General features: G+C 69.5%; 11 protein-coding genes. 5 read left to right on the top strand and 6 right to left on the bottom strand.

Going from position 1 to position 13,059, the window contains the following annotated elements; genetic code table 11:
- Positions 1-6: 6 nt before the first annotated feature.
- Positions 7-918, bottom strand: a complete 912-nt coding sequence (locus tag ACOGI8_RS06330) for an MBL fold metallo-hydrolase (protein ID WP_419856031.1) — start codon at positions 916-918, stop codon at positions 7-9.
- A 10-nt stretch (positions 919-928) separates the two neighbouring features.
- Positions 929-1,192 (bottom strand): hypothetical protein, encoded by a 264-nt coding sequence (locus ACOGI8_RS06325; RefSeq protein ID WP_419856030.1) that lies wholly within the window; start codon positions 1,190-1,192, stop codon positions 929-931.
- An 80-nt stretch (positions 1,193-1,272) separates the two neighbouring features.
- Here ACOGI8_RS06325 and modA point away from each other — a divergent pair, with 80 nt between their 5' ends.
- From modA to ACOGI8_RS06310, 3 genes are read left to right on the top strand one after another with little or no spacing between them, the layout of a single operon-like run.
- Positions 1,273-2,127: a molybdate ABC transporter substrate-binding protein gene (modA, locus tag ACOGI8_RS06320; RefSeq protein ID WP_419856029.1), complete on the top strand. Its 855-nt coding sequence runs from the start codon at positions 1,273-1,275 to the stop codon at positions 2,125-2,127.
- Complete coding sequence (gene modB / locus ACOGI8_RS06315) at positions 2,124-2,963, top strand: molybdate ABC transporter permease subunit (RefSeq protein ID WP_419856028.1); 840 nt, start codon at positions 2,124-2,126, stop codon at positions 2,961-2,963. The genes modA and modB overlap by 4 nt, the downstream gene beginning before the upstream one ends.
- Positions 2,948-4,138 (top strand): sulfate/molybdate ABC transporter ATP-binding protein, encoded by a 1,191-nt coding sequence (locus ACOGI8_RS06310; RefSeq protein WP_419856027.1) that lies wholly within the window; start codon positions 2,948-2,950, stop codon positions 4,136-4,138. The genes modB and ACOGI8_RS06310 overlap by 16 nt, the downstream gene beginning before the upstream one ends.
- Positions 4,139-4,198: 60 nt before the next feature.
- Here ACOGI8_RS06310 and ACOGI8_RS06305 read toward each other — a convergent pair whose 3' ends face one another.
- Positions 4,199-5,353 (bottom strand): epimerase, encoded by a 1,155-nt coding sequence (locus ACOGI8_RS06305; protein WP_419856026.1) that lies wholly within the window; start codon positions 5,351-5,353, stop codon positions 4,199-4,201.
- 93 nt (positions 5,354-5,446) lie between these two features.
- Between ACOGI8_RS06305 and ACOGI8_RS06300 the strand changes: the two genes are divergently transcribed.
- The gene (locus ACOGI8_RS06300) at positions 5,447-6,163 is read left to right on the top strand and encodes a hypothetical protein (protein WP_419856025.1); all 717 of its coding nucleotides are present in this window, start codon (positions 5,447-5,449) and stop codon (positions 6,161-6,163) included.
- Positions 6,164-6,184: 21 nt separating this feature from the next.
- On the opposite strand, the gene ACOGI8_RS06295 is transcribed toward ACOGI8_RS06300, so the two are convergent.
- Complete coding sequence (locus ACOGI8_RS06295) at positions 6,185-8,479, bottom strand: N,N-dimethylformamidase beta subunit family domain-containing protein (RefSeq protein ID WP_419856024.1); 2,295 nt, start codon at positions 8,477-8,479, stop codon at positions 6,185-6,187.
- Positions 8,472-8,924 carry a rhodanese-like domain-containing protein gene (locus ACOGI8_RS06290; protein ID WP_419856023.1) on the bottom strand — a complete coding sequence of 151 codons (453 nt, stop codon included), beginning with the start codon at positions 8,922-8,924 and terminating at the stop codon, positions 8,472-8,474. The genes ACOGI8_RS06295 and ACOGI8_RS06290 overlap by 8 nt, the downstream gene beginning before the upstream one ends.
- Positions 8,925-9,088: 164 nt before the next feature.
- Here ACOGI8_RS06290 and ACOGI8_RS06285 point away from each other — a divergent pair, with 164 nt between their 5' ends.
- Positions 9,089-11,476 carry a hydantoinase/oxoprolinase N-terminal domain-containing protein gene (locus ACOGI8_RS06285; RefSeq protein ID WP_419856022.1) on the top strand — a complete coding sequence of 796 codons (2,388 nt, stop codon included), beginning with the start codon at positions 9,089-9,091 and terminating at the stop codon, positions 11,474-11,476.
- Between the two features lie 20 nt (positions 11,477-11,496).
- Here ACOGI8_RS06285 and ACOGI8_RS06280 read toward each other — a convergent pair whose 3' ends face one another.
- Complete coding sequence (locus ACOGI8_RS06280; RefSeq protein WP_419856021.1) at positions 11,497-13,020, bottom strand: amidase; 1,524 nt, start codon at positions 13,018-13,020, stop codon at positions 11,497-11,499.
- Between the last annotated feature and the right edge of the window lie 39 nt (positions 13,021-13,059).

The following is a 13,059-nucleotide window of genomic DNA, read 5'->3' as shown; positions in this document are numbered from 1 at the left end:
GCCGCTCTACGGGAGGATGGGCGTGGCTTCCATGTAGCCGGGTTCGAGGAACTCGACGTTCGGCGTGACCCGTGCCAGCTCGGCCGCTATGGACGTCGTGTCGGTCGGCACCGAGAAGCCCGGCAGCCAGTTGTCGTGGTGTCCGAGGATGACCTTGCGGGGCCGCAGCAGGTCGGCCTGGCGGCCGATGAACTGTGCCAGCGAGCCTTGGATGGGCTCGCCGTCGATGTTGCCGCGACCCGCCGCCGCGAGGATCGCCACGTCGGGGCGCAGGTCGCGCATCACGCCCGACCAGTGACCCGAGGTGTCCTGGAACAGCACCGAGCCGTCCGGCGCCTCGATCAGGAACAGCAGCGCTCCCCCGTCGCCCCGGTCGCTGTGGCCGGCGGCCGACGCAGCGATGTGCGCGCTGGTGTCGGCATCGACTTCCGTCGCCAAGTACTTCATCAGCTCGGCGAACTTCTGCTGCTGCTCCTGCCAGGTCACGCCGAGGTCGCCCAGGCAGACGTGGTCGGGCTGGTCCATCTGGGTGTGCGACCAGACGCAGGAGTGCTGGCTCGGATACACCGACACCCGCACGCCAGCTCCGCGGTCTCCCCGAGCGAGATCCACCGTCTCGCCGCCGGCCACGCAGATCATCCGCTCTTCGGGCACTCCGGCCTCGGCCATCACCCGCACCGACTCGTACGACGCGATCAGGGTGGCGTCGGTGTTGGCCACGATGCGCTCGGCCCCGTAGAGGTGGTCGAAGTGCGAATGGCCCACCAGCACCCAGTCCGCTTCGGTGACATCGTCAGCGGTCAGGCCCGGACCCACCGCGTTGTCAGCCCGGTCGATGTAGGCGTCGAGAAAGACCGTGAGGCCGGCCGTGCGCAGCCGGAACGTTGCGCACCCGTACCAGTCGAGCGTCGTAGCCATGCCGGGGACCCTATTCGTCCGCTGGTGGCGACTCCGTTGCTGGCCCCGATGAGTCACCGAGACGGGCGAAGAGGGCCTCCAAGCGCGCGACGCGTTCGCGCACCAGCACGATCTCCTCGGACTGATGGTCGATGCGACCGGCGAGATGGAACGTGATCGTCAAGCCCGTACCCAAGACCGTGACAAGCACGGTGACGACGATGCTTGCAGCTGCCACCAGCAGCACCCACGCGTCAACCACGATCGGAGTGGCGGCGAGGACGCCAGCGATCATGACTTCACCATAGAACGCTTGCTGCTGGACATCGCGCCGGATTTTCGACAACCACGAGCGTCGGGCACACTGGCGAAGCTATGGGCGGCATCCGCGCGGCGACGCACGACACGGAAGTCGCGCACCGTGCGGCGTGGACACGCCGCTGTGCGGCACTGACGCTGCTGGCAATGGCGCCGCTTGCAGCAGGCTGCGCGGCGTCTGAAGGAGACGCCGATGCGGCCGACCGCTCCAGCGCATCCGTCAGCGGCGCGACGCTCGAAGGCAGCCTGCATGTCCTGGTCGCCGCATCCTTGTTGCCGGTCACCGAAGCAATCGCCGCGAGCTTCGAGCGGCAGCATCCCGCAGTCGAGGTGCAGATCTCGGGCGCCGGCAGTTCGGCACTGCGCGAGCAGGTACTCGCCGGTGCGCCAGCAGATGTCTTCATCCCGGCGGACCCGAGTCATGTACGCACGATCCGCAACGGAGTCGGCATCGACGGCCAACCCGTCGTTGTGGCACGCAACTCGCTCGTGCTCGCCGTGCCCGTCGGCAACAATGCCGGCGTCGATTCGCTCGCCGACCTGTCCCGGCCCGATCTGTTGATCGGGCTGTGCGCGTCAGAGGTGCCGTGTGGTGCACATGCTCGAGCCGGGTTGTCGGGCATGCAGATTGAGCCTGCCCCAGACACCGAAGAGCCCAATGTCCGCGCGCTGGCCACCAAGCTGGGTGCAGGAGAACTCGACGCTGCAGTTGTGTACGCCAGCGATGTGATCGCCGAATCCGATCGCATCACGAGCCTGGGCTGGCCCAGCGGGCAACAGCCGGAGGTGACATATGAAGCGGCTGTTCTGGCAGATGCCCCCAACGGCGCGGCAGCCGGTGCGTTTATCGCTTACCTGCAGACGGACACAGCACGCGGCGCATTCGCCGATTTCGGATTCGCAACGCCATGACCGACGCATCGACCGCAACTCCTAGGAGCGACGACAGCGGCGCGCGGCGGACGGCGCGTGACCTGCCGCCTTGGCCGGTCGCGCTGCTCGCCTGTATCGGCGTCGTGCTGTTCGCACTGCCACTCGTGGGCCTTGTTGCGCGTGCGCCCTGGACAGGGCTGTGGACGCACCTGTCGAGCCGGTTCGTGGTGGATGCTGCCGTGCTCTCTGTGGTGTCCTCGATCGCGGCTGCTGCGGTGGCCGCGCTGGTCGGCGTGCCGCTGGCATGGGTGCTGGCGCGGGTGTCATTCCCGGGCCGCTCGGCGATACGGGCGCTGGTGACGCTGCCGATGGTGCTGCCGCCTGTCGTGGGCGGCGCCGCGCTGCTGTTCGCGCTCGGGCGTCGGGGCGTGGTCGGCGGGCCGCTGCATGACGCCACCGGCCTGCTGCTGCCGTACTCGATCGGGGGCGTCATCCTGGCGAACGCCTTTGTGGCCACCCCGCTTGTGATCCTGACGGTCGAGGGTGCCCTGAGGAATCTCGACCGTCGCTACGAGCACGCAGCCGCCACGCTGGGTGCCTCGCGGCTGCGGGTGCTGTGGCGGGTGACGCTGCCGATGATCGGGCCCGCGCTGGGCGTCGCGGTGGTGGTGGCGTGGGCGCGAGCGCTCGGCGAGTTCGGCGCGACCGTCACGTTTGCAGGCAGTCTCGGCGGGCGGACCCAGACGCTGCCGCTGGCGGTGTTTGTGGCGCTGGAGTCGAACCGGGATGCGGCGGTGGCTATCAGCCTGGTGCTTGTCGCACTGTCGCTGGGTTTGTTGATCGCCCTGCGGGACCGCTGGTGGCCGAGCCGATGAGCTTCGACGACACCGGCGCGGCAGTCAGCGGATTGCAGGCCGACATCCGGCTGCGGCGCGGCGAGTTCGAGCTGGACGTGTCGCTGAGCGTCGAAGCGGGCGAGACCGCTGCCCTGCTCGGACCCAACGGCGCCGGCAAGTCCACGATCGTGGCTGCGATTGCCGGGTTGTTGCCGCTGGACGGCGGCAGCGTCCGACTGGCAGGCAGCGTCCTCGACGATCCCGCCGCCGGTGTCTTCGTTCCGCCTGAAGGGCGCCGCATCGGCGTCGTGTTCCAAGACCAAGTGCTGTTCCGGCATCTCAACGCGCTCGACAACGTGGCGTTCGGGCTGACATCTCGCGGCATGCGTCGAGCCCTCGCTCGCGAGCGGGCACAGGACTGGCTGGATGCCATGGATCTCGGCGATCTGGGCCATCGACGGCCTCGTGCGCTGTCAGGCGGCCAGCGCCAACGGGTGGCGCTCGCCCGCGCTCTCGCCTGCGAGCCGGACCTGCTGGTTGCCGATGAGCCGCTGGGCTCGTTGGACGTCACCGCTCGCAACCGTCTGCGGCGCAACCTGGCCGCCCATCTCAGCAGCGGGCGCAACGGCGGCAGTGCGTCGCCCGCGGCGCCGCGCCACGGCGCGGGCGGTGTGCCGCGCCTGCTGATCACCCACGATCCCACCGACGCCTTCGTGCTGGCCGATCACGTGCACATCCTCGAGAACGGTCGCCTCACCCAATCGGGAACGCCGGACGAGCTGCGACGCGCGCCGGCTACCGCGTACGCCGCCGATCTGTCGGGCATCAACCTGGTGCGCGGCACCGCCCGCGACGGTGAGATCACCGTGGCGGACGACGACCCGACGCCGTCGCCGACCGGCCGTCGCCCGGCTGTGGTGCTGCACGCTGCGGACACATCGATGTTCGGGGCGGTCTTGGCCACGATCCACCCGCGGGCGATCGCCCTGCACCGGGAGCGACCCAGCGGCAGCCCCCGCAACGTCTGGCGCACCACCGCCGAAGCCGTCGAGCCGCTGGGCGACATCACCCGTGTGCTGCTCGGCTCTCCCCTGCCGCTCACGGCCGACATCACGCCGGGTGCTGCTCACGAGCTTCTGATCCGGCCCGGCACCACCTTGTGGGTCTCCGTCAAAGCCACCGAGGTCGATCTCGCCCCCGACAGCCGCGACTGATCAGCCGGAACGGCTGACTGTGCCCATCGCTCAGCCGGAGCGGCTGACTGTGCCCATCGCTCAGCCGGAGCGGCTGACGGAAGTCCACCCCTTGCCGGCGCCGGGCCGGTCGTCGAATTCGGCGGCGTAGCGATCGAAGAAACCCGGGTCGGCCGCAGCCGCAGCAGCGGCGATGTCGTCGCGGGCGATGGCGGCCTGCCAAGCGTCCATCAGCCGATCCTCGGCCTCGTAGTCGAAGCGATCCACGATCGAACGCTCCATGGCACCCCCGGGCTCTGGGTGGTTCTCTTCACGAGCGAGCCAACGTGCGGTGTCCGTCAACCCCTCCACCGGATCCACGACATCGCGATACCCGAGCTGGTAGATCGCCTTGTCGCAGTTGATGACGCGGTGGTGGGGCGTGCTGCGCTGCGTGAGATGGTGCGACACGGCTGCGTGCTCCCACGGGATCGACACGATCTCGAAGCTGTGGTCGAGCGCCGCAGCAATGATCTCCACCCACTGCAGCAGCGTGGGAGTCCACTCGTCAGACACGTTGTATGCCTCACCGGACGACCGTGCGCCGGCATCGACCGCGGCCAGCACCATCGCTGCGGCATTGCGGGCGTCCGCAGACGCCTGCAATGTCACGCCACCGTCGGGCAGCACGATGCGAGTACGGCCATCGAGCACGCGGCGCACGATCTTCCACTCGCGCGGGCTGATCTGCCCGGGGCCGTAGATCCACGGGTAGCGCAGGTGCGATGCCGTGGGGTGCTCGCGGAACACGACGAGCTCCGTGTTGGCGATCTGGCGAACCTTGTTGTTGACGCGGAACTCAGGCGGCTCATCGGAAACCAGACGATCGTGCTCGCGCGTCGGCACCCGCATGCCAGCGGGCCACAGTGCATCGGCGTCGCCCCAGCCGCTGTAGACGGGAAAGCCACCGATGCTCACGAACTTGGACACGCGGCCGGCCATTACTCGCGCGATCTCGCGCAGCCGGCCGTACATGACCACTGACAGGTCATACGTGGCCGATCCGATGGCAGCGGTGAACCGGTCGGCATCGAACGGGTCCGTGTGGATGTGCTCGACCAGATCGGTGATCTCGTCGACCTCATGGCGTCCCGTGTGCAGGATCGTCACCCGGTAGCCGCGCTCCAGCAAGCCCTTCACCACGTGGGGCCCAGTCGGACCGGTGCCGCCCACCACCAAGGCTGTCTGCTCGCTCACGCCCTCTGAATCTACGACGGGTGCCGGTGAAGCTGGCCTCATTCGCCGGTACGCTCCCGCAACGATGAGCGCGAGCGTCAGCGGAACCGGGTCATGAGCGAGTACAAGCGCGGCACCCGGGTAGTAGTCAACGAGGACCTCCCCGGCGTCCCCGAAGGCACGCCAGGCAAATGCGGCCGGGGCCTCGGCTTCGCCATCAAGCGTTACCGCGTGCGCTTCGACAACGACATCGAAGTCATCTCGGTGGCCCACAGCAAGCTGGTGCCCGAGGACGAGTGGCCGCAGTTTCTGGCCCGCAGAGCGCGAGAAGAGATCGAGGCCGCGCAGGAACGAGCGCGCATCGCCGAAGCCCGCGCTGCGGCTGCAGAGTCGCGCGGGCTGCCGGCAGCGAGCACCGACGAACCGGCGGCGGAACCCGCCGAGGCCGCGGCAGCCGATGCACCCGCGCCCGAGGCACCGGCCGCCGATGACGGCGGAGCGGATCCCCGACTTGCAGCGATACTCGCCCGTTCCAAGTCCGCACGCGAGGCAACCGGTGTCCCGGCCCCCGAGAGCAGTCCGGCCCCAGCGGCGGAGAGTTCGACAGACGCGGCAGAGAGCTCAGCTGCCGAGCCGACGCCGGCACCCGCGGCCGAGCCCGCTGCACCCCCACCGGCACCTGCAGCCGCGCCGGAGCGTTCAGCGCCGCCGTCTGGTCCCGAGCGCGTCGAGATACCGGAGTTCGTGCCGGGCCCCGAGGTCGATCCCGACTACGCCCCGGCGGCGAATCGGGTGAGCGAGCTCATCTCCGAGGCACGCAAAGACGGCTGACCGCCCGCCTCGTGCAGCCGTCTACGCAGCTGGCGGCGGGAAGGGCTCAGGATCGGCGAAGCGTCGCACCACGTTGGCCGTGATGCGCGCGATGTCGTTGTCGTAGCCGTCGCGGGCCAGCGCGCCGAACCACGAGATCGAGCCCACCGAGAACACCGCCCCGCCGTTGGGCGTCTCGTAGAACACCATGTCAGCACGCACCATGGGGTCGGGCGTCGGGAAGTGCACCGAGCTCTCGAACTCTTCCTTGGTGCGCAGCATGTCGGGACCGAACGTTGTCGCCGAGGCCAGCAGCACGGCGTGGAGCGGCGATCCCAGCCGCACGTCGTAGCGGTCCAGCTCCTGGCCGGCGGCGCCGCCGCCCAGCCCGGAAGTGCCGATGCGCTCGTCGGGCACCCCATCGAGGATCCACGCGGCGCGTGACTCGTCCACGCCGGGATCGCGCACGAAGTAGGTGGCCTTGTCGAACCCCTGCGCGGCAAACCCGATGCCGCAGATCTCGTTGGGCGCCCGCCCTTGGCGCCGCCACATCCCGCCGTACTCGCCTCCCCAGGCGTGGTAGCTCTCCCCCGGCCCGGTCTGCCAGTTGCGCACACCGTCTTCAGCCCGGCGCAGCTCCATAGCGCCCGGCCAGTCATCGCTGAACGCGACCCTCCAGTAGAAGCCGTTGCCGCCCAGGTACATGAGCCGCCCGCCCTTGCGCTGCCAGTCGGCCAGCGCGTCCAGCATGGCGGTGGACCAGTACTCGGGGTGGCTACCGGTCACCAGCACCCGGTAGGGCGCGATGGCCTCGAGGCCCTCGAAGTGCAGATCCTCGTCGGTGACGATGTCATGGCCGACTTCGAGGTGCTCGAGGAAGGCGTTGATGTCGGTGTCGGGCGTGAAGTTCCAGCCGTCGGCGCCGGGGCGCAGGTTCAGCACGGGCCGGCGGCGTGAGCTGAACATGACGCCGCTGCGATCAGGGTGCTTCTCGTAATGGCTGAGGCCGATCTCTCGGTGGTCCCGAACGTAGGCATGCTCTGGCCGGAGCTTGGCGCGCGTGGGCATGAAATCTGCGCCGTCGATGAGCGTCCGGTGATTGGCATAGGCCATATAGGTGGCGGTCGGCATCAGCAGCGCGACATCAGCCGTGCGCGCACCGAGCGCTGGCCGCACGAAGAACGGCACCCGGTCCTCGCCCGCCTCGCTTCGCACCCGGAAGGCGTAGATCCCGCTCGGCAGATCATCGGGCAACGTCGCCTCGACCGTGGTCTCCCACCCAGCGTCGTACATGTCGTCGTGATGGAAATGAACGGCGTCATAGTGGGACGGATTGTCGGCCCACCGGTGTGCCGCTCCGTCCCACGCAGGCCCCGTGATCGCTCGCGTCGGCAGTTGATGCAGAACGATCGGCCCGCAGACAGGGTCATCAGCAGGCACTGAGCATCCGGCCATGTCGGCGGAAAGATCCCACGACACGGTGGCGTCACCGCTCCGCAGCGTCGGTCGCGCCAGCCGTCCGTCGAACCGTTCGGCCGCAGGTCCTGCTGCAAGCCACAGCTCGATCGGGGCGAGGTCAGCCGCGTCTGCCGGCGTCGTCCCGCTCGCCGCGCCGCCGGTGCCGTGCCGGAGCGCATCGCCGTATGGCGCCCCGGCCGGCTCGGCCGCTAACTGCGAGACCGTCAGGTCGCTGAGCCGGCTTCCCTCCACCGCATCGCGCCCCGGAGAATCGGAGGCCGCGGTCGTCACCGCTGCGCTCAGGGTTCCCGCGTCGAGATCCAGTTCGGCATCGAGCAGGTACCACCGGTTGCGCGTGAGCGGCAGCTCGTCCACGACAACCCGGACATCGTCGCCGAGCGCAGACGTCGACGCGACCGCGCATCCCCCGGAGAGATCGAGACACAAGGCCTCGATCGCTGCTGTGTCCGTCGACGCGCCTGCGGTGCGCGCGCACAGGGTCGCGATGCGCGCTGACCGATCCGGCAACGTCGGCATCACCCACACTCGGAATCCGAGGCGACGCGCACCCTGCACGCCGTGCAACGCGGCGACTCCGTACGAGCCCGGTGTGAGCGGCTGCTCGTCGAGGGTCACGGACCAACTGCCGGCTGCGGGAGCTGGGCGTTCGTCGTAGCCGGGTCCGTAGCGAGTCGGGTCGCCGCAGACGATCCGCGTGATGTCGATCTCGGAGGGGCCGGGCAGGTGCGATGACGCAATCAGCCGGATCGACTCGCCTGCTCGCAGGGTCCACGGCTCGCAGTACCCGGTGACCTGCTTGGGCGGATCGGCATCGGAACGGTCGGACGCGGGCGTATCAGGCGCGGCTGACTCAGTCATGAGGTTGCTTGCTCAGCAGGCTTGGCTGCGTGCGGTGCTCAGCCCGTGACCTGAACGTGTCGTAGTCGGTCACCGGCATGCCGTCTGCCCGCCAGCCGCCGAAGCCGGTCTCGACATGACTGACTCTCTGAACGCCCATGTCCTGCATGGTGTCGGCAGACAGGGCCGAGCGGGCGCCGCCGGCGCAGCACAGGATGAACTCCCGGTCCTCTAGGAACTCCTGCTTCGTATAGGGCGAGTCGGGTGAGACCCAGAACTCGAGCATCCCCCGCGGTGTATGCATCGAGCCCGGGATGGCGCCGTCTCGCTGCAGCTCGCGCACATCTCGAATGTCCACGATCAGCGCGCCCTCTTCGGTGGCACGACGGTGAGCCTCCGCCGGCGAGATGTTGTCGATACGGGTCTTGGCCTCGGCGACCATCTCGTTCACTGACTTGACGCCCATCGGTTCCTCCTAGTGGCGCTGCATTCCCTGGCCGGTCGGCCGTCGCACTGCCCGAAGCGGTGCGGCCGGTCGCCGTGCCCGCAGTCTCACCGACGCGAGCGTTCGAGTCCACTCGACCGGCAGATCTACGCGCCCACGCGGCTCCCGCTGGCACACTTTCAGCGGTGACGACACCGTTCCGGCCGGCGTCAGGCCGCTTCTGTCTAGGCATTGACACCGGCGGCACGTTCACCGACGCCGTCGTGTACGACCACGGCACCGACCGGGTCATCGCGGCCGCCAAGACGCCGACACGGCACGAAGATCTCTACGGCTGCGTGGTGGAGGCGATGACGAGTGTGCTGAACGGCGGTCGCGGCGCTTCGGCCGACGCGATCGGCGCGGCCGACGTCGGGCTCGTGGCGGTCTCCACGACGCTGGCAACCAACGCGCTCGTCGAGGGCGCTGGGCGTCCTGCTGCGCTCGTGGCCATCGGCTTCGAACCCGAGACCCTGGCCCGCGTCGGGCTGCGTGCCGGCGCTGGCGAGGTGACGAGTGAGCGAGCCGGCATGCCCCCCGCCGGCAATGGGCGTGATCGGCTGACCGGCAGTCTCGCGTCGGCGCCGGTCGTGGTCGTCGGCGGTGGCCACGGCGCCCACGGCGACGAGCGAGGCCCGCTCGACGTCGACGAGCTGGAGCGCGCGCTCGACCGCGTCGATGCCTCAGTCGAGGCGTACGCCGTTGCGGCTCAGTTCAGCGTTCGCAATGCTGCCCACGAACTGCAGGCACGAGATGCCGTCCGCGAACGCACCGGCAAGCCCGTGACCTGCAGCCACGAGCTGTCTCCTCGACTCGGCGGTCCTCGCCGGGCGGTGACAACGCTGCTCAACGCACAGCTCATCTCGGTGACCGCCCGCTTCACCGAGGCGATCCGAACAGCAATGGAATCCCTCCAGCTCGACGCCCGTCTCATGGTGGTGAGGGGAGACGGCTCGCTGGTCTCGGCGGATTTTATGACTCAGCGCCCCATCGAGACCGTGTTGTCGGGTCCCGCGGCCAGCGTCCTCGGCGCCCGCCACCTCGCAAGATCTACGGCTGCGGATCAGGAGATGCTCGACGCCGATCTCTTGGTGGTCGACATCGGCGGCACGACCACGGACATTGCGGCGATTCGCAACGGCGCAGTCGTCGCTGCTGACGGCAACGAAGATGCCGACACGGCCACGGTGGGCGGTCACGCCACGATGGTCACTGCCCTGCCGACCGTGACCGTGGGTCTGGGCGGCGACAGCGAGATCCGCGTCCCGGTTGACGGAAGTCGAGGCGAACTCGCCGTCGGGCCGCGCAGGGTGGTGCCGCTGTGCGTCGCGGCCCTGCAACATCCCGACGTGGTCCTGCCGATGCTGCGACGCCAGCTCGAAGCCGAGCGGCCACTTGCCGAGTTCGGGCAGGTGCTGCTGGAGGCAACCGGGGTATTCACCGGGCACCTCAGCGGCCGCGCAGGCCAGAACAGCCTCGACAGCGAGATCATGCGACTCGTCGACGGCGCCGGCGGTGCACTTCCGCTGGAGGACCTCAAGCGATCGGCTCGCTGGCGCGGCGCCCTCGAGCGACTCGAACGCAGTGGCCGCGTGCGGCGCGGCGCACTGACACCGACCGACGCCTGCGTTGTGCTCGGCTTGATCGATGCCGGGGCCGGGGCCCGAGCGGCCCGTGAGCCCGACTCCCTTAGGCATGGGAAACAAGAGCAGAGCGCACCGTGGGATGCGGCAGCCGCCCGGACCGGTGCCGAGCTGTTCAGCCGACAGCGCGATCGCTATGGCGTTGACGTCGGCACCGGCGCGGTCGATCTCTGCCGACGGGTCATAAACGTCGCGCTGCGCAGCGCTACCGAAGCATTGCTCAGCGTCGCGCTCGGTGCAGATGGGATAGCCCCTGGCGAAACCCGGCGGCAGCTCGCACAGACCGCCCTTGACCGCAGGCATCGGGAGCTGGAGAGAACCGTCGCTGATGTGCCCAGCGACGCCACTGACGAGCGCCCCGCAAACCCGCTGTGGGGCTTGCTCGATTCCAGCGAGTCGGCCAGTGTCCCGCTCGCGACCGATGCCGCCGAAACCCGGGCCGATCGCGCTCCGCTCGCTCGGGTCGATGCCGGCGTCGGGGTTCCCATCGTTGCCATCGGCGCCCCGGCCCCCACGTACGCCCCGCTCGTCGCTGCACTGCTCGGCACTGCGGCGATCGTTCCGGACCACGCCGAGGTGGCGAACGCCGTCGGCGCCGCGGTCGCCGGGGTCAGGATCACCAAGCAGATCACGGTGACAGCGCCGCGCCGCGGCAGCTACCGGGCCCACTGGGGCGACGACCCGCCGATCTGGCACAGCCTCGACGAAGCCCGCGAGTGGGCGACAGCGCAGGCAACCGAGGCCGTCCGCGCCGAAGCCGACGCTGCGGGTGCCAGCGACGCCGCCATCACCGTCGACTTCCAAACACGCACTGCGCCGAGCAACGGCCGCGAGCTCTTCGTGGAAGCAACGCTGCGCGTCACCGCCACCGGCCGCCCGCTACAGCAGTAACCGGCTTCGCAGCCAACGGCTCACGATTGGGGCGGCGCGGAGGCGTGAACCAACCTGCCTTCGGTGCGACAGGCGGTCTCGAGCGTGCTGAGCAGCTCTACATCCGGCACGGGGCGGGCCGTGACCGGGTCGTCGGCGAAGGCTGCTTCGAGTGCCGCGGCGATGCCCAGCAGCCGCCGGTCGCTGTAGCTCGGCCCGACGAGCTGCAGGCCGAAGGGCGTGCCCTGGCCGTCGAGGCCGCACGGCAGCGCGGTGGTGGGGTGGCCCACGACCGTGAGCGCGGCCGACAGCCCGAGCCAAGCCATGTAGTTGCGCACGGGCTGACCGTCGATCTCGGCGGGGTACAGCTCGTGCCAGTCGAAGGGCGGCACGCTCACCCCCGGGCAGATCAGCACGTCGTAGGTGTCGAACAGTGCGTCGGTGGCGCGGAACAGCTCCACCTGGCGCCGCCGGGCCTTGGCGATGTCGAGCACGGTGGTGCTCAGCGCCTCGTCGTAGGTGGCGCGGATGTTCGGGTTGAACCCCCCGTCGGGCCCGGCGGTGTCGGGGTCGAACTTGTGGATGCTGCGGTGGTAGTTGGTGGCGAAGATGTCCGACCGGAGTTGCCAGTCCACGTCCAGCGCATCGCTGAGATCGATGTCGGCCTCGTCGATTGAGCCCACGACCGCGGCGAGCCGTTCGACGCGGTCAGCAAACACAGTCCGTACGACCTCGGAGACCAGCAGCCCGCCGAGGTCGGCGCTCACGCCGACCCGCAGCGAGGCCGCATCGGCCGCCGGGAGTTCGGCGAACGCAGCGGCATCGAGCGGGAACGCCATGGGATCGCGCCGGGCATCGCGATCACGGCCCGCCACCACTGACAGCAGCAGTGCCGCGTCGGCGACTGTGCGGGCCATCGGTCCCGACACGCTGTAGTTGGTGCGACCGATCGTGCGCTCGTCGTGAGCCACGGTCCCAGGCGTGGAACGGTGCGCGACCACACCGCAGTACGAGGCCGGGATGCGCAGGCTGCCGCCGTGGTCGGACCCGGTGGCCAGCGGCGCCATCCCGCAGGACAGCGCCACCGCTGAGCCCCCGGAGCTGCCGCCGCACGTCAGCGACGGATCGAACGGGTTGCCGGTGGCGCCGAAGAGCCGGTTGACGGTGTTGGCGCCGATGCTCAGCTCGGGCGTGTTGGTCTTGCCGATGATGACCGCATCTGCCGCTCTGACTCGGGCCACGATGCCGTCGTCGGCAGTTGGCACGTTGCTTGCGAATGGCACGGCGCCGTAGGTAGTGGTGAGCCCGGCCGTGGCCTGGATGTCCTTGATCGCCACCGGCAGGCCCGCCAGCGGACCCAGAGGCTCGCCCCGGGCTCGGGCATCATCGATGGCTTGAGCCGTCGACATCGCGCTGTCGTCGTCGCGAACGACGAGCGCGTTCACGGCACCGTCGGTCGCATCGGCCCGCAGCAGGCACGACCCCAGCAGTTCCATCGCCGACAGCTCGCCGGCCGCCATCAGCTGTCGTGCCCCTGTCGCGGTGAGTTCGCACGGCTCGGCCATCCCCGGAGCGTGGCACATCGCCGCACCTCAGACTGCGCT

The sequence above is a fragment of the Candidatus Poriferisodalis sp. genome, assembly GCF_965204195.1.
Classification (GTDB): domain Bacteria; phylum Actinomycetota; class Acidimicrobiia; order Acidimicrobiales; family Poriferisodalaceae; genus Poriferisodalis.
Note: the sequence above shows the minus strand (reverse complement) of the source record. Positions and strands in the feature narration are given on the sequence as shown.